Here is a 24,727-nt window from a genome sequence, read left to right as displayed (position 1 = left end):
AAGGAGCTGACATGGACGGTTTATTCGGCATGCTGCGCGGCATCGGTGGCAAGGCGGCAGGCGGCGACGGCGCGGGCGCGCTGCTGCCGACCGTGCCTGCGGGGCGCAACTTCTACGCGGAGATCGAGCCGCCCGGCGACGCACCCGCGCTGGCCGCGGGCCTCACCGGCGCCGCCTTCGTGCCCGGCCAGTGCTACTTCAGCGTCCGGCTGATCGAAATGCGTCTGTGCGACGCGGGCAACTATCTCAGCCAGTTTCTGCCGCTGTGCACGTTCTTTCTGCGCTACGGCGCGGACGGCACGCGGCGCGAGATCCCGTACATCGTCGGCTACGACCTCATCCAGCAGGCGCTGGGCGCGGCCGCGCCCGATGCCGGCGCGCGCCGCGTGGCGTTTCGCGACGTCTATGTCGCGCGCAATGTCCCCTATGCCAGCGACGGGCTGGAAATGTACGCAGCGCTGTGCCGCTTCGCTGACAGCAGCCTGTCCCGCGGCATCCTGGATTTCGTGTCCACCGCGGTCACGATGCTGGGCGGCCCGGTGGGCGGCGCCATCGTCAAGACGGGCGAAAGCCTGCTCACGCCGCTGGCCAAGCTGTTCGGCACCGACGGCGTCAGCGTGCGCTTCGGCGTTTACGACGGCGACGCGCTGCGACGCAGTGGCTATCGCGTCCTGGCCGGCGCGGATTCGCAGGACAAGCTGACAGGGCTGCAACTCATCGACGGCGTGCTGCACCGCCAGAACGCGGCCGGAAAGCCCGAGCCGGTGAACGACGTGGACTATCTGGTGCTGGCCTTCGAGCAGCGCGCAACGCTGGGCGCGGACATGTTTGCCGCGGCCACCACGTTGCCGTTCCATCATCTGTGGAAGGACGTGTCCAAGGGCCTGATCGGTAACGACGCCACCGCCGCCAGCGCCGCCTATCAGTCCCTGTTGATCGCGGTCGCCGAATCCCCACTGCTGATCGACGCGGACCGTTTCGCGCTGCTGACCGCCTATGCCGCGCAACGCGGCGCGTGGGAAGCTGCAAGCGAACGATCGGGCCTGCGGACCCGCAGCGGCGGCAAGAGCCTGGCCACTGCGATGACCGACCGCGTCAACGCGCGGGGCAAGGCCGATCCGGTGGCGGAGTTGCTGAAGGCGGCCAAGAAACACATCACGCCGCCGCCAGTCCCAACGGAAGGAACCGGGCCCGCGCCCACGGTGCTGGATGACGACGCCGTCGCGCAGACGGTGTCGAGCCTGACGAAAACGCTCGGTGAAAAAGGAAGTGCGCCAGCGCCCGGCGCCCTGTCGCGCGCCACGCGCGAATTGCTGTCCATCATGCTGAGCGACCCGGCGTAGCGCAACACCGGGATCAGCGCAGTTCCAGCGTCGCCCCGATCACGCGCATCGTCGGCATGAGCTGACGCCACGCATCCTTGGGCATTGCGGCGGGGCGCGTGAGCTGCGCGGCCGCCGGGTTGTCCAGCAGGTTGCCCTTGCACGCGAACACGATGCTGTTCGTCATGTCGTCGTCGACCACCTCGAACATCGACGAGCCGAATGCGTCGCGCACGCGGTCCAGGTATTCGTGGTGCATGGGGTGATTGACGTGGAAGTTGATCACCAGGATGCCGTCGTCGCGCAGCGCGCGATAGCAATCGGCGTAAAAAGCGGTGGAACATAGGGCGTCCGGAATGCCGCCGGCCACGAATCCGTCCAGCAGGATCACGTCGGCCTCGTCCGTCAGCCCGGCCAGGTGCTGCGCCGCATCGGCCTGGATGACCTGAAAGCGCTCGCCGTCCGGCGGCACCATGAACGCGTCGCGCAGCGCGATGACGGCGGGATCGATTTCCACCACCGTGACGCGCGCTCCGGTCAGATAACGGTGGCAGAACTTGGGCAGCGATCCGCCGCCCAGGCCGACCATCAGGATGTCGGCCGGCTCCGGCTTGAACAGCACGAAGCCCATCATCATCCGCGTGTATTCGATTTCGAGCGCATCCGGGTTGAGCAGCGACATGCTGCTCTGGATCTCCTGCTGCGTGAAATGCAGGGTGCGCCGGGTGCCGGCATTCTGGATGAAGGGCCGGTGCGGGGCCGCCGGTTCGTCGGAAACAGGCGAATCGGCGGGAACAGGAACGTCGGACATGGGCGCAGGTGCAAGGCGAAGGATCCGCAGAAGATACCACTGCCGCGCCCCCGCGGCCCGTGCCGCCCCTTCACGCCCTGCCGCCTCATCAAACCAGCAGCACCGGACAAGGCGAGTGCGCCAGGATCCGCCCGCTGACCGAGCCCCGGATGGCGTTGATCAGCGGGCTGTGATGATGCGAGCCGATCACGATCGCCCCGGCGTCGATCTTCTTGGCGTATTCGACGATCTTTTCCGGCGTGAAGCCGACGAACTCGTGGCATTCGTGGCCGACGTTGGCGGCGCTCAGGATGCCGACCACCGACTGCATCGCCTTGCCGCTTTCCTCGTGGTGCCAGGCGGCGATGTCCTCCTTGTCGATGAAGGACTTCACGTCACCGCCCACGTCGGGCTCGCAGTGCACCACGTGCACGACGAAATCGCGGTTCAGAAGGGGACTTTCCACCAGAAATCGGGCCGCCGCATCGCTGTGCAGCGACCCGTCGGTGGCGAGAATGATCGTGTTCATGGCAGACCTCCGGTTCAAGACTTCCTGGCTTCGTGGCGCGCGGGCTTATGCGCGCCCCGTCCGGGCATCACCCAGCTTGCGCCAACCGACGCCAGCAGGATCACGCCAACCACCCCGAGCGACCAGTGCGTCGGCACGTGGACCCATTGTTCGGCAAGCATCTTGCCGCCAATGATGACCAGCACCGACGCCAGGCCGTACTTCAGATAGTGAAACCGCGCCACCATGTCCGCCAGCAAGAAATACATCGCCCGCAGGCCCATGATGGCGAAAATATTGGAGGTGAAGACGATGAACGGATCGGTCGTCACCGCAAAGATGGCGGGGATGCTGTCCACGGCAAACACCACGTCGGTCGCTTCGATGACAATCAGCACCACGAACATCGGCGTCGCGTAGCGCAGCCCGTCGATGCGCACGAAGAAGGACTGCCCGTGATAGTCCTTGGTGATGCGCATGGTGGACCGGAGAAAGCGCACGAGCGGATTGCGCGCGATGTCGGGCTGGCGGCCCGCGGTGAACAGCATCTTGAGTCCCGTGAAGATCAGGAAGGCGCCCAGCACGTAGAACAGCCACACGAACTGGGACAGCAGCCACACGCCGGCCAGGATCATGGTGATCCGCATGACGATGGCGCCCAGCACGCCATACAGCAGCACGCGCCGCTGCAATTCCAGCGGGACGGCGAAGTACGTGAAGATCAGCGAGAAGACGAACATGTTGTCCACGGACAGGGACAGTTCGATGAGGTAGCCGGTGTAGAACTCCAGCGCCTTCTGATGCGCGACCGCCCGGCCGAGCGTGGCGTCCAGATACCACCACATCAGGCCGCCGAACAGCGTGGCAAGCGTGATCCATGCGGCCACCCAGCACAGCGCCTCGCGCGAGGACACGCGGTGCGCACGGCGCCCCCCGAACGCATACAGGTCGAGCGCCAGCACGATCAGCACGAATCCCACGAACCCCGCCCACATCGGCAGCGTCGCAAAGGTTTCGACCCGGTTCATGAGGCGCCTCCTTCCATCGCGCCGCGTGCGCCGCCGCGCAATGGGAAAACGGATACTGCAATCGCACGAGGCCAGTCTAGTGCGGGGCGATTCCTCCAACAATCCGCATTATGATGACCCGATAGTCAGATTTTTTGGATTGATCAGCCATGGTCACTCTCAACTACAAGCATCTGCGCTATTTCTGGACGGTGGCCAAGGCGGGCAGCATTGCCCGCGCGGCGCAACAGCTCCAGCGCACGCCGCAATCGATCAGCGGCCAGATCCAGGAACTCGAATCCACGCTGGGCACGGAGCTGTTTCGCCGCGCGGGGCGCGGTCTGGAACTGACTGATGTGGGCCGCCACGCGCTGCAGTATGCGGACCGGATCTTTACGATGGGCGATGAGCTGCTGGACGATCTGCGCGAACGTCCGGCGCGGCGCGCACTGGAATTCAAGGTGGGCGTGGCCGAGGGGATGCCGAAGGCAATGGTGTACCGGATGATCGAACCGGCGTTGCACCTGGACCAGGATGTGCGGCTGATCTGCCGCGAAGGGCGGCTTCCTTTTCTGCTGGCGGATCTGGCGGTGCATCGCTTCGACATGGTGATCGCGGATCGCCCGATGCCGAACAATCTGAACGTGCGGGGGTTCAGCCATCTGCTGGGGGAATGCGGGCTGACATTTTTTGGGTCGCGGCCGTTGCTGGACAGCCTGCCGGGGAAGTTTCCCGCGTTGCTGGATCAGGCGCCGTTCCTTTTGCCCGGCGAAGACGCCGCGATCCGGCCGCGGCTATTGCAGTGGTTTGACGAGCATGACATCCGGCCGCGCATCGTGGGTGAATTCGACGATAGTGCGCTGATGAATTCTTTCGGGCAGACGGGCACGGGCGTGTTCGTGGCGCCGTCGGCGACGGCGGCGTATCTGTGCAAGCAGTACCGCGTGCGCGCCATCGGGCACGCGGCGGAGGTGAAGGAGCAGTTTTACGCGATCACGACGGACCAGCGGCTGGAGCATCCGGCGGTGGTGGCGTTGAGCCGTGCGGCGCGGGAGGATATTTTTGGGCGCTCGGCTACAGGAACGATTTCGCGTGCTTGAGGACTTGATCGCACGCTTTGCGGGTGAGTTCTTCTTTCAGTCCACCGCCGCTCAGGTCGACGGATTTGCCGTCGCTGCCGTTGAGCATGCCTTGGAGGCCGGCCAGGTATCCCGAATCGGATTTGGCCTTTTGGGTGGAGCCGCCGCCGATCTTGCCCATCAGTTGATCTTTCAGGGCTTGCGCGTCGCCGCCGGCGAGGTAGTTGTTTTTCATGCAGAACTCGAGCACGCCGGCGGCGTTGCCGGCGGAGGCGGGGCTTAGCGAGGACAGCGGGAGGCTGTTGCCTAGGCCTTGCAGGATGCCGCCTTGGGTTGAACCGCTTTGGGGTGCGCTGCCTTGAGTTGAGCTGCTTTTACCGGCGCCCTCGATCTGTCCCTTTACGGCATCGAGCCACTGCGCGCTGGCGGTGCCTGCGTAGCTTTGCGCTGCGATGAGGGCGGCGGTGGCGGCGAGGTGACGGTAAGGGGTTTTCATGACTTGCTCCTGGTGCGGTAAATAACTGCGGCCATCGTAGTGGCGCAACGGCGAAACGCGGCACGCGGGCAGGGCATGTAATGCGACAAATGATGTGCGAGCGGGCATCGTCCGCCGTGGGGCCGTAGCAATTGCATTCGTAACGTCACGGCTTTGATACTGGTGTGATGGGTGGGGTTGTCGAACTTCGCAGAGGCGGCGGGTGTATGGTGTGTCGGTGGCTTCGTGGGTTGTTGATCTTGCTGCCACGAAGTTCTTCGTAGGTCGCCCGACGCCGCGGTCACCGTGGGCACGATCGCCCACGATTGCGGTCCGGAGCCTTCGCTCCGGACTGCCCCTTCGTCATCTTCGTCCAGGCCTTCGGCCTTCCCTTCAGATTCCCTCGGGCGCATCGACGGCGCTCGCACCCACGGTGACCGCGACGCCGTGCTGCTAGGGTCTTTGGTTTGCGCGCTGTAAGACCTGTGTGCAGGGAAGGGAATTTGCGGGGCCGCCGGGTTGCTGCCGCCCGGGCGGCGGCAACCCGGCATTCGGGTGTCTGGGCGTCGTGGCGGTGTGCGCTGCGCGCTGGCGGGGTGTCGTGCTGCAGCGCGCGCCTACGCTACTATTTCGCACTGTCTCCGGGAGGCGGCTGCGTGTCGCCGCCGCATTCGTGACGTGTCCCGTGCCATCTTCTTCGTGAGAACCCTTGATGTCCGTCGAATTCCAAGATGTCTTCGTCCCCGCTGCTGGCGGCCAGCTTTTTGTGCGGCGCTGGACGCCCGCCGCGTCCGCCACGCCTGTCGGCAACGGCGTGCCGATCGTGTTGATGCACGATTCGCTGGGATGCGTGGAACTGTGGCGCGACTTTCCTGAGCGACTGGCGGGCGCGACGGGCCGTGAGGTCATCGCCTACGACCGCCTGGGGTTCGGCCGGTCCGATCCGTACAAGGGCACGCTGGGCGTGGACTTCGTGGTGCGTGAAGCCATCGAGGGATTTCGCGCGGTGCGCGAGGCGCTGGAGTTGGATCAGTTCGCGGCGTTCGGGCACAGCGTGGGTGGCGGCATGGCGATTGCCAGTGCGGCGGCGTATCCGCAGTCGTGCCGCGCGCTGATTACCGAGTCTGCGCAGGTTTTTGCCGAGGAACGCACGCTGGAAGGCATCCGGCAGGCGCGCGAGTCGTTTGCGCAGCCGGGACAGCTGGACCGGCTGAAGAAGTATCACGGCGAGAAGGCGGCGTGGGTGTTGAGCGCGTGGATCGATACTTGGCTGTCGCCGGACTTTGCGGACTGGACGTTGGATCCGCAGCTGGCGCAGGTGAAGTGCCCGGCGCTGGCGCTGCACGGCGACAACGACGAGTACGGGTCGACGGTGCACGCCCAGCGCATCGCAGAGTTGGCGGGCGCGCGGCCGGTGATCTTCGAGAACTGCGGCCACGTGCCGCACCGCGAGATGCCGGAGCGGGTGCTTGCGACCGTGTCGGACTGGCTGCCGCGCGCCGGCTGAGCGGCGCGTGGTGTCGCGGTGTGATGCGGTGTGACGCGTTTCTGCGCTACAGGCGCGTGACGCGTAGCACTGCGTCGGCAAACGCCTTTGGCGCCTCTTGCGGCAGGTTGTGGCCGATGCCGGTGCCGACGTCGATGTGCTGGTATTTGCCGGTGAACTGGCCGGCGTAGGCCGCGGGTGGCGGGTGCGGGGCGCCGTTGGCGTCGCCTTCCATCGTGATGGACGGAATGCCGATCTTGGGCAGTTGGGCCAGCCGCGCCTCTAGCGCGTCGTATTGCGCCTCACCCTGCGCCAATCCCAGCCGCCAGCGGTAGTTGTGCACCACGATCTCGACGTGGTCGGGGTTGTCGAAGGCGCGCGCGGATCGCGCGAACGTTGCGTCGTCAAAGTGCCATTGCGGCGAGGCCAGTTGCCAGATCAGCTTGTTGAAGCTGTCCACGTTGGCGGCGTAGCCGGCGGCGCCGCGTTCGGTGGCGAAGTAGAACTGGTACCACCATTGCAGTTCGGCCTGCGGCGGCAGCGGTTTGCGGTTGCCTTCCTGGCTGCCGATCAGGTAGCCGCTGACGGACACGAGCGCCTCGCAGCGTTCGGGCCACAGCGCGGCCATGATGCAGGCGGTGCGCGCGCCCCAATCGAAGCCGGCGACGACGGCCTTGCGGATCTTCAGGGCGTCCATCAGCGCAATCATGTCTACGGCGACGACGGCCTGTTCGCCGTTGCGCGGGGTGTCGGGCGATACGATCCGGGTGGTGCCGTAGCCGCGCAGATGGGGCACGATGACGCGGTAACCGGCGGCCGTCAGGCGCGGCACGACGTCGATGAAGCTGTGGATGTCATAGGGCCAGCCGTGCAGCAGGATGGCGACGGGGCCGTCGGCGGGGCCGGCGTCCACGTAGCCGACGTCGAGCGTGCCGGCGCGGATCTGGCGGATGTTGCTGAACGTGGGGACGAGGCCTTGGGGGGCCTGCGCCACGGATTTCGCGATTGCGTTGCCGCCGAGCGCGAGGCCCAGCAGGCTGGCGCCCGCCAGCGAGGAAGTGGTTCCCAGCAGGCGGCGCCGCTGGACGTTGACCGGTTCCGACATGGTGATGCTCCAGAAAGTCTTGTTGAAGGGGACATGACTGCTGGACGTCACTGTGGCGCAGGGCGCCGGGCGTTGGGTGTCGGCATGTACGCGCCGCGCGGGCGGATACACAACGACATAAAAAACCTGCGAACCGCGCGCCGCGAGGGCTGGAGGCGGCCGGGCGGCGCCTTTACTATCGTTGCTAGCCGGCACACCCGCCTGCCGGGGGATGAACCCGCATGAGCACTCGATCTGCTGCAACGACGTCCGCCCCCCGCTCGCGCCGCGTGCTGCCGTGGACGGTGGTGATTCTGGTGGCGCTGGGCCTGGCGCTCTACGGGCCGATTCCCCAGCTTGAGCACTATCACGACTTTGCCGACAAGCGCGCGTGGCTGGGCATCCCCAATGCGGGCGATGTCCTGTCGAACCTGGGTTTTGCGGTGGTTGGCTGGTATGGGTTGGCGCTGGTGCTGCACTCGCGCCGCCACCCTGCGCTGGACGCGATCCGGCCTGGCTACACGGTGTTTTTCCTTGCCCTTTTGCTGACCGCCTTCGGGTCCGGCTGGTATCACCTGGTGCCGGACAACGCGCGCCTGATCTGGGACCGCCTGCCCATCGCGCTGCTGTGCGCCGGCATCCTGTCGGCCGTGTGGCGCGAGACGGTGGGCGACGGGCGCTGGGTGGACGTGCTGTGGACCGCGCTGGCGGTGGGCAGCGTGGCGTGGTGGTGGTACACCGATCACACGTCGACTGGCGATCTGCGTCCGTACCTGTTCGTGCAGTTCATGCCGCTGGTGCTGGTGCCGCTGCTGCAATGGCGCAACGGCACGCCCATGCGGGAACGGCTGTATTTTGGCGCGGCGATCGGGTTCTACGTGCTGGCCAAGGCTGCCGAGCTGCTCGATTATCAGATTTACAACGCCTTCACGTTCCTCAGCGGCCACACCCTCAAGCACCTGTTTTCCATGGTGGCGGGGCTGATGGTGACGTTGAACTTCGCGCATCGCAAGCGCGAGGCGGATGCAACCATCCGACCGTTCCCGCCGGCCTGAGCCATTACCGCTTGCGCGGCGGCACGATCATGAAGCCTTCCTCGAACTGCCTGACGGCCTTCTGATCGCCCTGGATCGTCCACATGGAAGGGGTCATGCCGGTGTTGTCGGCCAGCACCGCGCGCGGCGGCGACGCTTGCGGCGCTATTGACGCTGCCGGCTGATAGGCCGACATGATCCGGCTGACGTAGTTGCGCGTCTCTTCGAAGTTCGGAATCCGGTTGCCGGCGCGCTGCACGGCGCCTTCGCCCGCGTTGTAGGCGGCCAACGCCAGCTCCAGGTTGCCGTCGTAGCGGTCGAGCAGGGCGCGCAGATAGCGGCTGCCGGCATCGACGTTCAGATCCAGCTTGCGCAGGTTGGCCTGCAGGACTTCGTCCGTGCCGGGCACGCCGTATTGGCTGCCGGTCGCGGGCATCAGTTGCATCAGGCCGACGGCGCCCTTGGGCGACACCGCCAGCGTATTGAAGCCCGACTCCGCCTGCGCCACGGCGTGCAGCAGGGCGTAATCCAGCCCGTGGCGCTGCGCGGCCTGTTCCAGCGCCTTGCGAACTTCCGGGCTGGGCTCGGCAGCACGCCGGCTGCCGCGGCCGCCTGCGGACATATCGCGGAACAGCAGCCGGTAGCTGTCGTCGAGCGCGGTGGGGGCAAAGTGCGCCATGCCTTGCGCGTCGAACGACACGTAGACATCGGCGGCAAGGGTGGCGGCGGCAGGCAGCGATAGCAACACCGCGCCCAGCCAGCGGCGGCTTCGCAAAAGAAATGCGGACATGGCAGCAGGAATCAGCCACGGCGCGCTTCAGCCGCCAGGCCATCGGATCAACAGAACGAAGCGAATTGTACAAGAATAACAATCATTCTTATTTACAATAAGATTAAATCTTGTTAACTTTTAGCCCGTTGCTGTTGCGATATGAATCGTGATCCCATAAGCGCCTGGCTCGAAGGCGCAAGCCACACGGCTTACCGGGATGAATTTCTGATGCGTGCGGCATGAGAAGTTCGGCGACAAACGCTGGCGGAATGAAGTCACACGCGAGCGAGGAAATGCATGCGGATACTGTTAATCGAGGACGATAGCAAAGTGAGCTATTGGCTGGCCAGCAAGTTCCAGGCTAGCGGCCACCAATGCGTGCCCGTCGACTCCGGCGAGCAGGCGTTGATCGCCCTGGACCGGCAGGTGTTCGACATAGCCGTCCTCGACCGCATGCTGCCGGGCATCGACGGCATCGAGGTGCTGCGCCGCCTGCAAGGCCGTCCGCACCCGCCCGTCATCATCCTGTCCGCCGTCGACCAGGCCTCGGATCGCGTGGAGGGACTGCGCGCCGGCGCGCAGGATCACATCGGCAAGCCCTTCGACTTTCTTGAGCTGATGGTGCGCATGGAACTGCTGGTGCAGCGCCACGACGCCACGCCGCCCAACACCGCGCGCCTGTGCGTGCAGGATCTGCAGATCGACCTGCTGCGCCGCAAGGTCACGCGGTCCGGCCGCGACATCAGCCTGACCGACAAGGAATTCCTGCTGCTGCGCACGCTGGCCGAGCACGCGGGGCAGACCGTGCCGCGCGGCATGCTGCTGGAGAAGGTGTGGGGCCTGCAGTTCGATCCGCAGACCAACCTGATCGACGTGCACGTGTCCAAGCTGCGCTCGAAAATCGACAAGGACTTCGCGCAGCCTTTGCTCAAGACCGTGCGGGCCATGGGATACGTGCTGAGCTGATCCGATGAATACCGTGCCGTTCGATTTTCCTGAGACCTTGCGGGCGCTCAGGCAGGGACCGCTTTCCCGCCTGTTCGGTTCATGGCGCACGTTCTGGCGCGACGGCCGCGTGCCCGAGTCCCTGTCGGAGCCGCCGCCCACGCGCACCACCAGCCATTTCCGCTACACCGCGTGCTTCGCGTTCATCTTCCTGCTGGTCACGCTGGGTTCCATCGCCTGGGGCCAGAATCTGCTTGAGCACGTCATGGTGCGGCACGTGAAGGACATGGTTGCCGCCGAGATCCGCGCGCACCAGACGCTGAGCAGCCGCGACAGCGCGGTGGACCTGGCGCGCGCGCTGCGCCAGCGCGAAGCCGCCGTGCCGCGCCGCGAGCGCGCGATCTCCGTGCAGGCAGCGGACGGCAGCCTGCTGTACGGCGCCGGGGAACTGCTGTCGCCGCTGATGTGCCGGGGCGGTCAGCAACCGTGCCGCGGCTGGCTGCGCGCTTCGCTGACGACGGGCGAAGGCTCCAGCGAATGGCTGGGCCATGCGTCGCTGCTGCCCGACGGCGGCCGTTACGTCATCGCCTACGACATCCTGCCGATGCTCAACCGCATCTATCCGGTGCCGCTGGTCGTGGGCCTGAGCGTCTTCACGGCGCTGCTGCTCAGCCTGGGCGCGGGCCTGCTCTTCAGCATCGGCGCCGCCAACCGCGTCACGCGCATCCGCCAGACCATGGCGCGGTTTGCCCGCGGCGACCAGAACGCGCGCGTGTCGCTGCATGGCAGCCAGGACGAGTTCGACGAACTGGGACACGACGTGAACCAGGCGCTGGAACGCATCGACTTCCTGATGGAAGAGGTGCGCAATGCGACCAATCACATCGCGCACGAGCTGCGCACCCCGCTGACGCGTCTGCAGCAGCGGCTGAGCAACGCCGCCGAGTCGATGCGCAGCAACCCCGCGGCGGAAGCGGAGATGGCGCTGGCCGAGGAAGAGGTACGGCGCATCCTGTATCTGTTCCGCACCGTCATGCGCATCAGCGAGGTCGAGACGGGGCGCTGCCACCACGAGCCCGCCGAGCTGGACATCCGTGTGCTGCTGGCCGATCTGCACGACTACTACGACGTGCTGGCCGAGCAGCGCGGCCTGGTGCTGCAGACCCGCATCGAGGACGATCTGCCGCTGATGGGCGACCGCGCGCTGCTGTTCCAGGCGCTGGTGAACCTGGCCGACAACGCCATCAAGTACGCGCCGTCCGGCACCGTGGTCACGCTGCTGGCGCGGCGCCGCGGCGCCTGGATCGAACTGGGCGCCGCCGACGAGGGCCCTGGCATCGACGCCGACCAGCGCGGCCAGGCCGTGCAGCGTTTCCGCCGGCTGACGCGCGACCGGACGATCTCCGGGCACGGCCTGGGCCTCGCGCTGGTGCACGCGGTGGCCGCGCTGCATGGAGGGTCGCTGGTGCTTGCCGATAACGACCTGGACGCGCGTGACCAGGACGCGAGCGTCTCGTCGCGCGGCCTGCTTGCCGTGCTGCGCCTGCCCTGTAAAAGCGCGGCTGGCAGGAGTTCCTGAACGAGTCTTAATGATTCGCAGGTTGATCGCTAGCTGCAAATGAATCCTAATATCGTCTGCGCAATGACGGCTGTCAAAGCCTTCGTTTTTTCCTTCACGACGATTCTTTTTTTGGACTTTTCCGTGACCTCCCGCATCCAACAATTCCTTCGTGACGAAAGCGGCGTGACCGCAATTGAATACGGCATCCTCGCCGCTGCCATGGCTGCCGCCGTGGGCGTGATCTTCGGCTCCGACGGCGCCTTCATCAGCGCACTGCGCGACAAGTTCGGCGCCATCGCCAGCGACATCACCGAAGCCGGCACCGACGCCCGCTCGGGCGGCTGATCGCCGGACGTTTCGTGGCGTACTCCCTGCCCAGCATCATCCTCCTGCCGGCCCTGGCCTGGGTGGTGGTGTCCGACCTGCTCTATCGCCGCATCAGCAACCGTCTGGTGCTGGCGTTGCTGCTGGCATGGGTCGCCTATGCCGGATGGACGCTGGCGCAGGGCAACCCCGCGCTGCGCGCGTCGCTGACGACCGGCATCCTGGCCGGCGCGGGCGTGCTGGTGGCGGGGTACTGCCTCTTTGCCATGCGCTGGATGGGCGCGGGTGACGCCAAGCTGATGGCCGTGCTGTGCCTGTGGCTGGGCGAGCACACCTTCGTCTTCCTCATCGTGACGGCCCTGGCCGGCGGCGCGATGGCCCTGGCGCTGCCGCTGCTGCGCGCGCTGGAGCGGGCGCTGGCGCTGTTCCTGATGCGGATCAACGTCTGGCTGTCCGGCCTCGTCATCCCCACGCCGCACGCCCTGCGCGACGAGCCCATGCAAGGCATTCCCTACGGGCTTGCGATTGCCTGCGGTGCGGTCTTCGTGCTCTGGAGCGCCAGCTAGCTTTCTTCCAGGCACGACCAAGCGCCGACGGCGCGCCATCAGGGGTCATTGCGCACCTTTGATGCAATTGAAAAGACAAATCACTCCTATTTGCTATGAAGACCCGATCATTGATCCTGCTTGCCTCGGCGATCGCGCTGGCCGCGGGAGCGGCCCTGGTGGGCCGCGCGCTCATGCGCCCGCCGCCTCCCGTGACCATCGTCAAGCAGGTCGAAGCGCCGCGCGCGCCGGTGCGCATGGTGCTTTCGGCAGCCGGACCGCTGGTACCCGGCGACTTCGTCGCGGGCCGCACGCTGGCGTGGCGCGAACTGCCGGCCGGCGAGATCCGGGCTGAACACTACACCGCCGACACCGACGAGGAACGCCGCAAGGTGGAACGCACCGTCGCCGGTTCCACGCCCCGCCGCGCCCTGCAGGACGGCCAGCCGCTGACGCGCGACGGGCTGGTGTTCAGCGGCGATCATGGTTTTGTCGCCTCGGTGCTCAAGCCCGACATGCGGGCCGTGTCGATTCCGGCCAGCGCCGTCACCAGCAACTCCGGCCTCGTGTCGGCGGGCGACCGCGTCGACGTGATCCTGCATCTGGAACGCGACACGAGCCAGCCGCCCCTGCCCGGGCAGCCCGACACCTCGTTCACCGCGCTGGCGTCGCAGACCATCGTGCGCAACGTGCGCGTGCTGGCGCTGAACGGCAACCCGGCCGGCATCGCGCCCGCCAGCAACGCGGCCGTCGACGCCACCGCGTCGGACAAGAAGGCCACGCCGCCGCGCAATTACTACGAAAGCCTGACGCTGGAAGTCACGCCCCGCGATTCCGAGCGTCTTGCGCTTGCCCGCGAGGTGGGTCTGTTGCAGCTGGCGCTGCGCAGCGCGCAGGCCGATACGGTCGAACAGCCGCATGACGTCGTCACCGCGGTCACGCGGGTCAACGACGCGACGGACATCTTCAACAAGCCGCCGCGCCAGCCGGTCGTGGTGCAGACGTTCAAGGGCGAACAGCAGAAAGCGCAGACCTTCGACAAGGCGGCGCCGCAAGCCGCGTCCGCCCCGCAACCCGCCGCCCCGTAATCCATGCGCCCACAACGCCTGCCCGCGGCGCCACCCGCGCTTCCCATTGCCCCTACCTCCGTTCACGCCATGATTCACAAGCAGCCCCGCCGCGGCGCGGCCCTCCTGTTGCCCCGCCTGTGCCTGGCCGCGCCGCTGTGCCTGACCGGCGCCAGCGCGCTGGCGGCCACCGCCGCCGTGCCGAACGAGCGTCCCGCGGTCGACGTCAAGAACACCCCGACGGCATTGCCCGCCAACCTGAAGAAGATCGCGCCGACCGGCGAAATCACGCTGCACGTGCGCGAAGGCCAGTTGCTGAAACTGAAGTCCGATGCGGCCAAGGTGCTGGTCGCCGACCCGCGCGTGGCCAGCTTCCAGGTCCCGTCGCCCAACAACATCTTCGTCTTCGCGCAATCCGTCGGCACCACGACGCTGTACGCGCTGGACGCGCAGGACAACGTCATCGCCGCGATCCGCGTCGTGGCCGAACACGACCTGTCCACGCTGCGCGCGCAGATCCTGCGTTCGGTGCCGGGCGCGGACATCGAGCTGGAACCGTCGCTGAACAACCGCATCATCGTGCGCGGCAACGTGCGCACACCCATCGAGGCGCGTCAGATCGTCGACCAGGTGCAGGCCTATCTGGACGGCGCGTCGGCCGGCGCCCAAGGCGGCGGCGGGGCGCGCGGCGCGGGCAACACCCGCGATGGCGTCATCAACCAGCTCAAGGTCGAGCTGTCGTCGCAGATCAACATCCAGGTGCGCGTCGTGGAAGTGTCGCGCACGCTGTCGCACGAGCTGGGCTTTGACTGGGCCGCGACGCTGAACTCCGGCAGCGGCGCGTGGGGCATCATGACCGGCGGCGCCGCCCGCGGCTTCGCGCCCGTCACCGACACCATCAATCCATCGCTGTTCGACTCGGTCACGGGCAAGAACTTTTCCAGCCTGATTCCGGGCCGCACGACCTCGACCTTCGCGGCCGGCGGCATGGCCACGCGCGGCCGCTTCACCATGGGCGGCCTCATCTCGGCGCTGTCGGCCGAAGGCTTCGCGTCGGTGCTGGCCGAACCCAACCTGACCGCGATGTCCGGCGAAAGCGCGGCATTCGCGGCGGGCGGCGAAGTGCCGATCGTCATCATCACCAACAACAACGTGCAGATCGACTTCAAGTCGTACGGCGTGATCCTGCGCATGACGCCGACGCTGTTGTCCGCCAATCGCATCAGCCTGCACATCGCGCCGGAAGTCAGCGAGCTGACGGAAGACGGCGCGGTCACGCTGCAAGGCATCTCGATCCCGGCGCTGAAAGTGCGTCGCGCCGACACCACCGTGGAACTGGCCAGCGGCCAGAGCTTTGCGCTGGCCGGCATGCTGCGCTCGACGCAGGCGCAGACCGTGTCCGGCGTGCCGGGCCTGAGCAGCATTCCGCTGCTGGGCCGGTTGTTCGAACACGAGGTGTCCGCCAAGGACGAGACCGAACTGGTCATCCTGGTCACCGCCAACGTCGTCGACCCCGTGGCGGCCGGCGAACTGCAGGTGCCGGGCCAAGGCCTGGCCGGCATCGACGACCTGCTGCCGCCGCAAGCCCCCATCGGCTACCTGTACTGATCGCGCACGAGACACGCCATGGACTACGCCAAGACCCAATCCCCGAATCGGCGCGTGCTGCGCCGCCTGGTGCCCGCCGCGCCGCTGCTGCTGGCCCTGCTGCTGACCGGCTGCGGCACGCAGTTGAACGACATGCGCGCCAAACGCTTCGGCCCCGGCCAGGCCGCCAAGACACCGACCGTGGCGCCGCGCGCCGTGGCGCTGGCGCTGCAGGCCGCGCCGGACGGCAACGGCCTGACGGCCGACTCGCTGAACGCCGCCAATGAACTGCTGACGCGCCAAGGCCGCATCGACGCGCAGGTGCTGACGCTGACGCCGTTCAACGCGCGCGGCGAAGCGCTGGCGCAACGCCTGGCGCAGGCCCTGACCCGCAGCGGCGCGCGCGCCCCGCGCGTCGAGTCCGTGCCGCGCGACGCGCAGCGCCTGGCTGACGCGGCGCAGGCTGGCTGGGACCTGGAACTGCAATCCGAAGCGCTGACCGTGCAGGCCACGCGCTGCTCCGTCGCCAATCCCGACGACTGGACGATCCATCCGTACTACGGCGTCGGCACGCTGGGCTGCGCGAACCGCGCCAACCTCGCGCGCATGGTCAGCGACCCGCGCGACCTGTCCCGCCCGCGCGCGCTGGAAGGCGCGGACGGCAAGGCGGCGGCTGGCGCCGTCGACCGCTACCAGACCGGCGAAACCCGCGACCTGATCGACATCGACTTCGACAACTGACGGCCATGAGCAACACGACACCGACCCGCAACGGCACGCCCACCCCGGGCCCCGCCGTCTTTGCCGCCCAGGCCGACCTTGCCGTCATCGGCGAACAGCTCGTCCGCCTGCAACGTCCCGCCTGCGCGCTGCAAGCGGGCGGTCCCGCCGCCGCGGCCGCCTGGTGCGCCGCGAATCCGCTGCCCGGCGTGCTGCTGGCCGACATCACCGGCGAGCCGCACCCGATCGCGGCGCTGCTGGAGCTGGCGGCCCTGACCGGCCCCGCGTGCCGCATCGTCGCGCTGGGCGACAAGCAGGACGTGGACCTGTACCGCCAGCTGCTGCAGGCCGGCATTTTCGATTACCTCATCAAGCCGCCACGTCTGGATGTGCTGGCCGACACGCTGGCACGCGCCGACGACGACGCGCCGCTCGGGCAGGGCGGCGCCGCGCGCGCAGGCCGGTCCGCCGCCATCGTGGGCGCGGCGGGCGGCCTGGGCGTCAGCACGCTGACCGCGTCGCTGGGTCTGTGGCTGGCGCATTCGCGGCAGACGCCGACCGTGATGGTCGACTTCGACCGGCGCAAGGGCGACCTGCCGCTGCTGCTGGGCCTGGAAGCCGACGCCGGTCTTGCCAGCCTGCTTTCCGCGCCCGACATTGACCCGCGCCTGCTGCAACGCACGCTGCTTGCCGCCGGCCAGGTGCCCGCGCCGCAGCAGGCGCAGCCCGCCGCCCGTCTGCAACTGCTGGCCCAGCGTCCCGGTCCCGAAACGCCTTTCGACCCCGAGCGCGCGCTCGAGATCGGCGGCGCGCTGTGCCAATGGTTTTCGCTGTCGCTGTGGGATCTGCCGTCGCACCGCCCCGGCGGCGCCGACGAGGTGCTGGCGCATGCCGACATCCGGGTCGTGCTGACCGAGCTGACCGTGCAAGGCGCGCGCAACACGCATCGCCTGCTTGCCGAGCTGGGCGAAAGCGGCGCCAACCAGCGTCTGGTGCTGGTGGCCAGCGATGCGCGCCAGGCGCAGGCCGCCGCGCTGACCGCGGCGCAGTTCGAGGAATTCGTCGGCCGGCGCATCGACCAGCATCTTCCCTACGCGGGCCAGGCGCTGGCCGCCAGCCTCCTGAAAGGCCCGCTGTCGCCGCAGGCCGCGCCCGCCTATGCCCAGGCCGTCGCGCAGCTTGGCGCGCGCATCCTGGGCCTGCCCGCGGCCGCGCCCGCCGCCGAGCCAGGCGCGCTGCAACGGCTGCGTTCCTGGCTGAACCGCTCGGCCCCGGCCGGACGTGCGGCGCGCGCCTGATCCCTGCTAGATACGACAGACCGACATCATGCTGCCCCGCCGAAAGCCCGCCCCTTCGTCCTTCCCTGCGGCGGCCGTTGCCGCAACGGCCGTTGCCGCACCAGCGATCACCGCTACCGCCATCGCACAGCCGGCCCCCGTGCAGCCTGCACCCGCGCCCATCGCACCCGCTGCGCCAGCCGCCCGGGCATCGCAGCCCGCCCCGCGCCCTGTCCCCGCCGCCGCCCCGCCCAACGCCGAAAGCACCGCGCAGCGCCGCGTGATCCGCAATGAGCTGTTCGAGCTGATCGACCCGCTCAAGGCGGCGGCCATGCCGCGCGACCGGCTGCAGGCGCAGATCGACGCGCTGATCCGCCGCATCTGCGACGAGCAGCGCCTGCAGCTGTCCGGCCAGGAAGAGGAACTGATCGCGCGCCAGATGCTGGACGAGATGGTCGGCGTGGGCCCCATCGAGCCGCTGCTGGCCGACGACTCAGTCAACGACATCCTGGTGAACGGCGCCAACCAGATCTTCGTCGAACGCTTCGGCAAGCTGGAGCTGTCGTCCATCACCTTCATCGACGAAGAGCACGTCTTCAACACCGCGCAGCGCATCGCCGCCCGCGTGGGCCGCCGCATCGACGAAGCCAACCCGATGGTGGACGCCCGCCTGCCCGACGGCAGCCGCGTCAACGTCATCACGCATCCGCTGGCGCTGGACGGCACCACAATCTCGATCCGCAAGTTCATGCGGCGCGACCTGTCGCTGGAATCGCTGGCGACGCGCGGCGCGATGTCGATGGACATGGCCGTGCTGCTGCGCCGCGCGATGGAAGCGCGGCTGAACATCGTCGTGTCCGGCGGCACCGGCGCCGGCAAGACGACGCTGCTCAACGCGCTGTCGCAGAACATCAGCCCGCTCGAACGCATCATCACCATCGAAGACGCCGCCGAACTGCAGCTGCAGCAGGCGCACGTCATCCGCCTGGAAACCCGGCCGGAAAGCGCCGAAGGCGGCGGCCGCGTGGATCAGCGCGATCTCATGAAGAACGCGCTGCGGATGCGCCCGGACCGCATCATCCTGGGCGAAGTGCGTGGCGGCGAATGCTTTGACATGCTGCAAGCCATGAACACCGGCCACGACGGGTCGCTCTGCACCGTCCACGCCAACACGCCGCGCGACGCCCTGATGCGGCTGGAAAACATGGTGATGATGGCCAACATGCAGTTGCCGCTGGCCGCCATCCGCCGCCAGATCGCCAGCGCCGTCGACCTGATCGTGCAGATCGAACGCATGCGCGACGGGGCGCGTCGCGTCGTGTCGATCATGGAAATCTGCGGCATGGAAGAAGAAGTGATCCAGACGCAGGAGCTGCACGTCTTCCGCTCGCGCGCCGGCTCGACGGCAACGCAGGTGCTGGGCGAACACACCGGCAGCGGCCTGCGCCCGAACTTCTACACCGAGAAGTCGCACCTGTTCGACCAGGATATCGCCTGACGGCGGCAAGGCAGCGCGGACATGCTCGACCTCTTCACCCTGCTCATATTCCTTCTGGTGTTCATCGGATTTTTCGCCGTGCGCGCCAACAGCCGGCGCCAGCGCCGCGAAGACGCGATGGCCGCCCGCCTGGCGGCGCTGCGCCTGCAGATGCAGCGCGAAAGCGGCCTGGCGGCCGCCGTGCTGCAAGCGCCCGATTCCATCGCGCTGCCGGGACAGGACGACCTCCTGCCCAATTGGCCGTGGCTGGGCAAACGCCTGGCGCGCCTGCGCGACGGTCTACGCGCGTTGGGCTGGCTGCCCAAGCTGCGCGAGCGCATCCTCATTTCGGCCGCCGTCGCATTGGTTGGCGCCCTGGCGCTCGTGCGCATGACGGGCACGCCCTTCGTCCTGGCGCTGCTGGCCGCGCCGCTGCTGTGGGTGGCGCTGTGCTCCATGCTTTATCAACAGGCCATGACCAAGCACCTGGCCGCGCTGGCGCGCAGCCTGCCCGAAGCGATCGACGGCATCACCCGTATCTGCCGCTCGGGCGTGCCCCTGCAAAGCGCGTTCGGCATCGCCGCCGATCACCTGCACGGCCCGCTGGCACCCGAGCTGCGCGAGATCGAAAACTGGCTCAAGCTCGGCGTACCGCTCAAGCAGGCCATGCAGTCGTCCGCGCAGCGCGTGCCGCTGCCCGAGTACCGCTTCTTTGCCGTCATCCTCATCATCAGCCAGGAATCGGGCGGCCGGCTCGGCGACACGCTGGAACGCCTGTCCGCCACGCTGCGCGCGCGCGCCGAACTGGGGATGAAGGTGCAGGCCAAGACGTCCGAGGCGCGCGCCTCGGCCAAGATCGTCGCCCTGCTGGTGCCGGGCGTGCTGCTCTACATGTACCTGAACTCCCCGGACGACTTCCGCTTCATGTTCAACGACGCGGCGGGCGTCAAGGTGATGATCTACGCCGCCGCCAGCGTTGGGCTGGGCCTGTTCATCACCCATCTGATGGTCAAGCGGATCCGCTGACCTTGCCCCGCGACTAGCTGCCATGCCCCTGTTTACCGATCCCCTGGCGCCCTTGCTGCTCCTGGCTTTCATCGCCGGCATCGTGCTGGCCGTCTGGCTGCTGCGCGCCGAGTCTCGCCGCAATCCTCTGCACGAGCGGCTGGGCCGCCGTGGCCGCGCCGCCTTTGAAAGCACGGCTTCCATCGCGCTGGACTCCAGCTCGCCGCTGCCCCCCGTCGCCCAGAACATCGCCGCCTTCGGCATGAAGCTGGCCGGCACCGAGCAGGACCGCCTCGCCACCGAGCGCCTGCTGGCCCAGGCCGGCTGGCGCCGCCCCGAGGCCAGCGGCCTCTTCATGGCCGCCAAATACGGCAGCGGCGTCGTGCTGTGCGCGCTGGCCCTGTGGCTGCTGACCAGCCCGCAGACGCGCTTCGGCCTGACCGGGCTGGCCGTGGGCCTGATCTCGCTATTTGTCGGCACCACGCTGCCGGAACTGCTGGTCAAGCTGCGCGCCGGCCGGCGTCACGAAGCCCTGGCTCGCAGCATGCCGGACGCGCTGGACCTGATGGTGATCTGCGCCGAGGCCGGCCTGCCGTTTCCGCGCATCCTGAAGGTGGTGTCGCGCGAACTGGCCTTCAGCGCGCCCGCCATGGCCGACGAGCTGGCCTTCACCAGCGCCGAGCTGCAACTGCTGCCCGACCGCGCCGCCGCGCTGCGCCACCTGGCCGACCGGACGCGTGTCCCCACGATTGAAAGCATGGTGGGTTCGCTGGTGCAGGCCGAGCGCTACGGCACGCCGCTGGCGCAGGCGCTGCGCACGATCGCCGAGGAAAGCCGCAGCCGCCTGATCCTCGAACTGGAAGAGAAGGCCGGCAAGTTGCCCGCGCAGCTCAGCGTGCCCCTCATGACCCTCATCCTGCCGCCGGTGGTCGCCATCGTCGCCACGCCCGCGCTCATGCGCGTTATCCGGACCCTGATGCAATGATCGCAACCCTTCCTCTGTTCCCGCTGCCCGCCGTGCGCCTGACCCGCGCCGCCGGCGTCCTGCTGATGGCCGCGATGCTGAGCGCGTGCAGCACCTTCAGCAAAACCGATTCGGCCACCGCGCCCAGCAGCCGCAACCTGTTGACCCAGTCCAGCGGCAACACGGCCTCGCCGCGCCCGCTTGCCAGCAACGGCGACGCGGCCGCCGAGGGCCTGAAACTTGCGCGTCTGCTCCGCGACCAGGGCCGCTACGAAGGCGCGGCCGGCGTCTACGCCCAGCTTGAACAGCGCGGCAGCCTGAAGCCGCTGGAACTGCTGGAATACGCCAGCGTGGCCGCGCCCACTCAATCGCCGCGCGACAACCTGGCGTTGTTCGGCCGCGCACGCCGCGCCCTGAACGAAGCGGGCACGACGCTCACCCCCGCCGCGACGGTCACGCTGTGCAACGGCCTGGGCCGCGCCCGCATGGCGCTGGGCCAGCGCGACGCCGCCCTGCAGGATTTCGACTGCACGCTGGCGGCAGACCCCAACAACGTCGCCGCACTGAACGCCAAGGGCGTGCTGCTGGACGCCAGCGGCGACCACGCGCAGGCCCGCAAGCTGCTGGCGCAGGCGTGGGAACTGGATCCCTCGGACTTCCGTGTCCTGAACAACCTGGCGCTGTCGCACCTGGCCAGCGGCGACGCGCAGGAGGCGATTCGCCTGCTGACGCAGGCCGACGCGGTCCAGCTGCCGACGCTCAAGCTGAACCTGGCCTTCGCGCAGGTGCTGCAAGGCGACGAAGGCGCGGCCCGCAAGACGCTCGAAGGCATCATGGCGCCCGCGCTGGTGCCGCAGGCGCTTGCCGACTTCACGCAGCGCCGCCAGCGCATCCGCGACGGCGCGGCTGTCGGCAGCGAACTGATGGCCGCCAGCCGCCACGTGCTGCTGCTGCGCGAGAAAGAGGCAAACGGCAATGGCTGATCACGCTGCCGGCGCGCGCCGGTTCCTGCGCGGCCAACGCGGCTCGCTGTCGGTCGAGGCCGCCTACGTCCTGCCCGTCGTCATTGCCGCCGCGATGATGTTCATGGAGCTGGCCAACATCGGTCTGACCATCAACATGGGCGCCAGCGCGCTGGAACGCGCCGTGCAGCAGTTCCGCCAGGACGGCGCGGCGGGCATGCAGGACGGCGGCGCCATCGAGTCGCTGGTGCGCTCGCGCATGGTGGCGGCGTCGCACAACTACCTGGACGACGAGAACATCGCCACGGTCGAGGTCGAGCGATTTGCCTCGCTGGACGCGATGGGTGGCGGCGCCGAAGACGAGACGCAGGCTGCGGCCTTGACCAACGTGCCCGCGTGGCGCATCGAGGTCGACGTGCGCAAGGACTTCATCACGCCCCTGCCGCGTCTGCTGGGCGTGGACAGCGGCGCCTTCCGCTACCGCTATCAGCAGGTGCTGGCCTACCTGCCGCAACGCAACCAGGAATCGCAGCCGTGACCGCCGCCCCGCGTCCGCCTCGCCACGCCGCGGCGCCGCGCCGGCGCCAGCGCGGCGCGCTGGCCGTGGAAGCGGCGCTTGCCCTGCCCATCCTGCTGGGCGTCGGCATGATCGGCGCGGACATGCAGCGCATCCACAGCGAACGCATCCGCGTGGAGAACGCCGCGGGCGCCATGGCCCTGAACATCGCGGCGCAACCCGTCCTGACCGCCGCCGGCGTCGACGTGCTGGCGCAGCTTGCCATGCAGGGCCACGAAGACATGCAGCAGCTCATCATCCTGAACGTGCTGGAGTCCGGCCGCATCGCCTGGGCCCTGCAACGCGGCGGCGCAAGCGACCTGTGCGACGCGCCGGCCTCCGGCGGCCAGTACACCGGCGTCCTGCCGCAAGACCGCCCCGACACCGGCGAAGGCAACGTCGACAACAGCACCATGTCGATGATCGTGGTGAAGGCCTGCCGCGACACCGCCGACATCTCCATATGGGCCGGCATGCCGCTTCCCGACCTGCTGCAGACGGCCGCCGTCTTCCGCGCCACCTCCCGAACCATCACGCTGGATGAAACGCTGCGCGCCGAAAGCGTCGCTTCCGGCCTGGCCTACGCCCAACCATGAAGCAACGTCCCGACCGCGTCCTCTCGCTGGCCCGCCAACGCGGCGCGTCCGCCGTATTCCTGCTGCTGTTGATCGGCGCGGTCGCCGCCCTGGCCGCCTACGCCTCGGACGGCACGCGCATGACCGCCGACGCCGCGCAGCTCAAGCGGGCCACCGACGCCGCCGCGCTGGCGTCCGCCGCGGCCTATGCCAAATCCCGCGACGCCGACATCCAGGACATCGCCGAACGCTATGTGGCGGTCAACCTGGGCATGGACCGCGCGCAGCTGGGCCGCGCGCTGTCGGTCCGGGCCGAAACCATCACCAAGAACGACATGCCCGGCACGCGCGTCACGGCGACATTCGAAGCTGCAAGCATGCTGTCGCAGACGCCGGACCAGGCCGTCACGGTCGCGTCGGCCGCCGTGTCGCGCCAGCGCTCGCTGGAAGTGGCGCTGGCGCTGCCCAACTCGCTGGGCGAAGACGCCAACAACCTGGCCGCGCTGCGCCGGCTGGGCAAGTCGTTTGCCGCGCGTCTGCTGGAAGACGCCGACAGCGCCTGGCTTGCGCTGGTGCCCTACAGCCAGGCGGTCAGCGTCTACGATCCGGAGCAATCCAACCGCATCCGCACCTGGAGCAAGCCGGGCGCGCTCAACCCCGTCGAACTCACGTCGCTGTTCCGCTCGGGGTACGCGGGCCTGGCCGACCGCCGCATTCCCGACCGGCGCGCCAACCTGCTGTGCATGTACCGCGGCCTGAACCGCGGCGACAACTACTTCTGGACCCAACCGCCCGCCGGGCAATTCGGCGTGTACTACCGCCACGACCTGCCCGACAACGGCAGCCCGGGCGCCCCGCCCATCCGCTGGATCGGCCCCAACCCGGACTTCGGCCAGGCCAACGGCGTGAACGACACGCGCTGGATGGTCGCCGACCGCGGCTGCCCCCACGCGGCGCTGCTGCCGCTGACCAACGACCAAGGCAAGATCGGCGAGCGGCTCGACGAAATGAGCACGCGCTTTAACACCAACCACGCGATCGCGATGGGCTGGGCCGCCATGGCGCTAGCGCCGGCCTTTCGCGGCGGCGCCGGTTGGGGCCTGGAAGACGATCTGCCCCGCGACTTCGACGACGGCACGGGCGATCGCGTCAAGGCCATCGTGTTCCTGGTCAATTCCACGGGCCAGCGCTGGTTCGACACGGACTCCTACAACGCCTACGTCGGCCAGAAGATCGATGGCGACTCGGACGAGGGCGGCGGCGATGACAACGTCGTGACGGAACGCTTTTCCCGCCTGTGCAGCAGCTTCCGCGCCCGCGGCCTGAAGTTCTACCTGATCGTCACCGGCAACGACGAGGCCACCGACGAAGACGGCCAGATCCGCAGCGCGTCGGACTTCCGGCGCATCGCAGGCCCCGGCCTGGCCGTCTGCGCCGAAAAGGGTTCTGACCAGATCTATCTGTCCGGCAAGGACTTCACGGCCTCCGAAGGCCGCATCCAGAGCCGGCTCGACGACATCGTCGACGAACTGCGGCAACTCGCGGCGCTGACCACGCTCGTCGAATAAGCCTACCCAAGCATCAACATCCCATTCGTTCCAGGAC

The 24,727-nt window shown here is 68.1% G+C and carries 25 protein-coding genes; 19 read left to right on the top strand and 6 right to left on the bottom strand.

All coding sequences use genetic code 11. From position 1 onward, the window contains the following. The first annotated feature begins 11 nt into the window (after positions 1–11). Complete coding sequence (locus CLM73_RS01540; protein ID WP_105237028.1) at positions 12–1,343, top strand: hypothetical protein; 1,332 nt, start codon at positions 12–14, stop codon at positions 1,341–1,343. Between the two features lie 13 nt (positions 1,344–1,356). Here CLM73_RS01540 and CLM73_RS01535 read toward each other — a convergent pair whose 3' ends face one another. The 3 genes from CLM73_RS01535 to CLM73_RS01525 all read right to left on the bottom strand — a co-directional run bounded on the left by CLM73_RS01535 (position 1,357) and on the right by CLM73_RS01525 (position 3,648). Continuing rightward, complete coding sequence (locus tag CLM73_RS01535) at positions 1,357–2,133, bottom strand: fused MFS/spermidine synthase (protein WP_105237027.1); 777 nt, start codon at positions 2,131–2,133, stop codon at positions 1,357–1,359. Between the two features lie 88 nt (positions 2,134–2,221). Then, entirely contained in the window at positions 2,222–2,641 is a 420-nt protein-coding gene (locus CLM73_RS01530; protein WP_105237026.1) for a universal stress protein, read from the bottom strand. 14 nt (positions 2,642–2,655) lie between these two features. After that, positions 2,656–3,648, bottom strand: a complete 993-nt coding sequence (locus CLM73_RS01525; RefSeq protein ID WP_105237025.1) for a TerC family protein — start codon at positions 3,646–3,648, stop codon at positions 2,656–2,658. A gap of 149 nt (positions 3,649–3,797) precedes the next feature. On the opposite strand from CLM73_RS01525, the gene nhaR reads away from it, so the two are divergent. Continuing rightward, positions 3,798–4,727 (top strand): transcriptional activator NhaR, encoded by a 930-nt coding sequence (gene nhaR / locus CLM73_RS01520; protein WP_105237024.1) that lies wholly within the window; start codon positions 3,798–3,800, stop codon positions 4,725–4,727. On the opposite strand, the gene CLM73_RS01515 is transcribed toward nhaR, so the two are convergent. Next, a complete protein-coding gene (locus CLM73_RS01515) occupies positions 4,702–5,202 on the bottom strand; it encodes a DUF2501 domain-containing protein (RefSeq protein ID WP_105237023.1) in 501 nt (166 codons plus the stop codon). The genes nhaR and CLM73_RS01515 overlap by 26 nt on opposite strands. Before the next feature lie 688 nt (positions 5,203–5,890). Between CLM73_RS01515 and CLM73_RS01510 the strand changes: the two genes are divergently transcribed. Beyond that, positions 5,891–6,688: an alpha/beta fold hydrolase gene (locus CLM73_RS01510; RefSeq protein WP_234015785.1), complete on the top strand. Its 798-nt coding sequence runs from the start codon at positions 5,891–5,893 to the stop codon at positions 6,686–6,688. Between the two features lie 46 nt (positions 6,689–6,734). Here CLM73_RS01510 and CLM73_RS01505 read toward each other — a convergent pair whose 3' ends face one another. Next, positions 6,735–7,772, bottom strand: a complete 1,038-nt coding sequence (locus tag CLM73_RS01505; RefSeq protein ID WP_105237021.1) for an alpha/beta fold hydrolase — start codon at positions 7,770–7,772, stop codon at positions 6,735–6,737. A gap of 221 nt (positions 7,773–7,993) precedes the next feature. Between CLM73_RS01505 and CLM73_RS01500 the strand changes: the two genes are divergently transcribed. Continuing rightward, positions 7,994–8,806 carry an alkaline phytoceramidase gene (locus CLM73_RS01500; protein WP_158685821.1) on the top strand — a complete coding sequence of 271 codons (813 nt, stop codon included), beginning with the start codon at positions 7,994–7,996 and terminating at the stop codon, positions 8,804–8,806. A gap of 4 nt (positions 8,807–8,810) precedes the next feature. Here the strand turns inward: CLM73_RS01500 and CLM73_RS01495 are convergent, their stop codons facing one another. Next, positions 8,811–9,575 (bottom strand): lytic transglycosylase domain-containing protein, encoded by a 765-nt coding sequence (locus CLM73_RS01495; protein WP_105237019.1) that lies wholly within the window; start codon positions 9,573–9,575, stop codon positions 8,811–8,813. 279 nt (positions 9,576–9,854) lie between these two features. Between CLM73_RS01495 and CLM73_RS01490 the strand changes: the two genes are divergently transcribed. The 15 genes from CLM73_RS01490 to CLM73_RS01420 all read left to right on the top strand — a co-directional run bounded on the left by CLM73_RS01490 (position 9,855) and on the right by CLM73_RS01420 (position 24,690). Then, positions 9,855–10,523 (top strand): response regulator transcription factor, encoded by a 669-nt coding sequence (locus tag CLM73_RS01490; protein ID WP_105237018.1) that lies wholly within the window; start codon positions 9,855–9,857, stop codon positions 10,521–10,523. A 4-nt stretch (positions 10,524–10,527) separates the two neighbouring features. Further along, entirely contained in the window at positions 10,528–12,081 is a 1,554-nt protein-coding gene (locus CLM73_RS01485) for a sensor histidine kinase (RefSeq protein ID WP_105237017.1), read from the top strand. A 165-nt stretch (positions 12,082–12,246) separates the two neighbouring features. Beyond that, positions 12,247–12,408, top strand: coding sequence for a Flp family type IVb pilin (locus tag CLM73_RS29200; protein ID WP_234015782.1), 162 nt, complete (start codon positions 12,247–12,249; stop codon positions 12,406–12,408). A gap of 14 nt (positions 12,409–12,422) precedes the next feature. Further along, positions 12,423–12,953, top strand: coding sequence for an A24 family peptidase (locus CLM73_RS01475; RefSeq protein WP_056565312.1), 531 nt, complete (start codon positions 12,423–12,425; stop codon positions 12,951–12,953). A 95-nt stretch (positions 12,954–13,048) separates the two neighbouring features. Beyond that, positions 13,049–14,020, top strand: a complete 972-nt coding sequence (cpaB, locus tag CLM73_RS01470; RefSeq protein WP_105237016.1) for a Flp pilus assembly protein CpaB — start codon at positions 13,049–13,051, stop codon at positions 14,018–14,020. Positions 14,021–14,089: 69 nt separating this feature from the next. Continuing rightward, on the top strand, positions 14,090–15,607 hold the full coding sequence (locus CLM73_RS01465; RefSeq protein ID WP_105237015.1) for a type II and III secretion system protein family protein: 1,518 nt from the start codon (positions 14,090–14,092) through the stop codon (positions 15,605–15,607). Between the two features lie 18 nt (positions 15,608–15,625). Further along, complete coding sequence (locus CLM73_RS01460; protein WP_105237014.1) at positions 15,626–16,327, top strand: CpaD family pilus assembly lipoprotein; 702 nt, start codon at positions 15,626–15,628, stop codon at positions 16,325–16,327. A gap of 5 nt (positions 16,328–16,332) precedes the next feature. Continuing rightward, a complete protein-coding gene (locus CLM73_RS01455) occupies positions 16,333–17,604 on the top strand; it encodes a hypothetical protein (RefSeq protein WP_105237013.1) in 1,272 nt (423 codons plus the stop codon). Positions 17,605–17,632: 28 nt separating this feature from the next. Then, complete coding sequence (locus CLM73_RS01450; RefSeq protein ID WP_105237012.1) at positions 17,633–19,081, top strand: CpaF family protein; 1,449 nt, start codon at positions 17,633–17,635, stop codon at positions 19,079–19,081. A 21-nt stretch (positions 19,082–19,102) separates the two neighbouring features. Then, entirely contained in the window at positions 19,103–20,086 is a 984-nt protein-coding gene (locus tag CLM73_RS01445) for a type II secretion system F family protein (RefSeq protein ID WP_105237011.1), read from the top strand. 22 nt (positions 20,087–20,108) lie between these two features. Continuing rightward, positions 20,109–21,050, top strand: a complete 942-nt coding sequence (locus tag CLM73_RS01440; protein ID WP_105237010.1) for a type II secretion system F family protein — start codon at positions 20,109–20,111, stop codon at positions 21,048–21,050. Further along, complete coding sequence (locus CLM73_RS01435; RefSeq protein WP_105237009.1) at positions 21,047–22,012, top strand: tetratricopeptide repeat protein; 966 nt, start codon at positions 21,047–21,049, stop codon at positions 22,010–22,012. Before CLM73_RS01440 ends, CLM73_RS01435 begins: the two co-directional genes overlap by 4 nt. Further along, entirely contained in the window at positions 22,005–22,529 is a 525-nt protein-coding gene (locus CLM73_RS01430; RefSeq protein ID WP_105237008.1) for a TadE/TadG family type IV pilus assembly protein, read from the top strand. The genes CLM73_RS01435 and CLM73_RS01430 overlap by 8 nt, the downstream gene beginning before the upstream one ends. Further along, entirely contained in the window at positions 22,526–23,143 is a 618-nt protein-coding gene (locus CLM73_RS01425; RefSeq protein WP_105237007.1) for a hypothetical protein, read from the top strand. Before CLM73_RS01430 ends, CLM73_RS01425 begins: the two co-directional genes overlap by 4 nt. Beyond that, the gene (locus tag CLM73_RS01420) at positions 23,140–24,690 is read left to right on the top strand and encodes a hypothetical protein (protein WP_105237006.1); all 1,551 of its coding nucleotides are present in this window, start codon (positions 23,140–23,142) and stop codon (positions 24,688–24,690) included. The genes CLM73_RS01425 and CLM73_RS01420 overlap by 4 nt, the downstream gene beginning before the upstream one ends. Positions 24,691–24,727: the final 37 nt, after the last annotated feature.

It is taken from the genome of Achromobacter spanius (assembly GCF_002966795.1).
GTDB classification, from domain to species: Bacteria; Pseudomonadota; Gammaproteobacteria; order Burkholderiales; family Burkholderiaceae_B; genus Achromobacter; species Achromobacter spanius_D.
This window is presented reverse-complemented; position numbering and strand designations above follow the sequence as displayed.

Coding starts and splice junctions, on each gene's coding strand:
- CLM73_RS01505 (WP_105237021.1), bottom strand. CDS start 7,772: ATGTCGGAACCGGTCAACGTCCAGCGGCGCCGCCTGCTGGGAACCACT.
- CLM73_RS01460 (WP_105237014.1), top strand. CDS start 15,626: ATGGACTACGCCAAGACCCAATCCCCGAATCGGCGCGTGCTGCGCCGC.
- CLM73_RS01465 (WP_105237015.1), top strand. CDS start 14,090: ATGATTCACAAGCAGCCCCGCCGCGGCGCGGCCCTCCTGTTGCCCCGC.
- CLM73_RS01420 (WP_105237006.1), top strand. CDS start 23,140: ATGAAGCAACGTCCCGACCGCGTCCTCTCGCTGGCCCGCCAACGCGGC.
- CLM73_RS01525 (WP_105237025.1), bottom strand. CDS start 3,648: ATGAACCGGGTCGAAACCTTTGCGACGCTGCCGATGTGGGCGGGGTTC.
- CLM73_RS01485 (WP_105237017.1), top strand. CDS start 10,528: ATGAATACCGTGCCGTTCGATTTTCCTGAGACCTTGCGGGCGCTCAGG.
- CLM73_RS01515 (WP_105237023.1), bottom strand. CDS start 5,202: ATGAAAACCCCTTACCGTCACCTCGCCGCCACCGCCGCCCTCATCGCA.
- CLM73_RS01540 (WP_105237028.1), top strand. CDS start 12: ATGGACGGTTTATTCGGCATGCTGCGCGGCATCGGTGGCAAGGCGGCA.
- CLM73_RS01530 (WP_105237026.1), bottom strand. CDS start 2,641: ATGAACACGATCATTCTCGCCACCGACGGGTCGCTGCACAGCGATGCG.
- CLM73_RS01495 (WP_105237019.1), bottom strand. CDS start 9,575: ATGTCCGCATTTCTTTTGCGAAGCCGCCGCTGGCTGGGCGCGGTGTTG.
- CLM73_RS01490 (WP_105237018.1), top strand. CDS start 9,855: ATGCGGATACTGTTAATCGAGGACGATAGCAAAGTGAGCTATTGGCTG.
- cpaB (WP_105237016.1), top strand. CDS start 13,049: ATGAAGACCCGATCATTGATCCTGCTTGCCTCGGCGATCGCGCTGGCC.
- CLM73_RS01435 (WP_105237009.1), top strand. CDS start 21,047: ATGATCGCAACCCTTCCTCTGTTCCCGCTGCCCGCCGTGCGCCTGACC.
- CLM73_RS01450 (WP_105237012.1), top strand. CDS start 17,633: ATGCTGCCCCGCCGAAAGCCCGCCCCTTCGTCCTTCCCTGCGGCGGCC.
- CLM73_RS01430 (WP_105237008.1), top strand. CDS start 22,005: ATGGCTGATCACGCTGCCGGCGCGCGCCGGTTCCTGCGCGGCCAACGC.
- nhaR (WP_105237024.1), top strand. CDS start 3,798: ATGGTCACTCTCAACTACAAGCATCTGCGCTATTTCTGGACGGTGGCC.
- CLM73_RS01500 (WP_158685821.1), top strand. CDS start 7,994: ATGAGCACTCGATCTGCTGCAACGACGTCCGCCCCCCGCTCGCGCCGC.
- CLM73_RS01445 (WP_105237011.1), top strand. CDS start 19,103: ATGCTCGACCTCTTCACCCTGCTCATATTCCTTCTGGTGTTCATCGGA.
- CLM73_RS01535 (WP_105237027.1), bottom strand. CDS start 2,133: ATGTCCGACGTTCCTGTTCCCGCCGATTCGCCTGTTTCCGACGAACCG.
- CLM73_RS01455 (WP_105237013.1), top strand. CDS start 16,333: ATGAGCAACACGACACCGACCCGCAACGGCACGCCCACCCCGGGCCCC.
- CLM73_RS01440 (WP_105237010.1), top strand. CDS start 20,109: ATGCCCCTGTTTACCGATCCCCTGGCGCCCTTGCTGCTCCTGGCTTTC.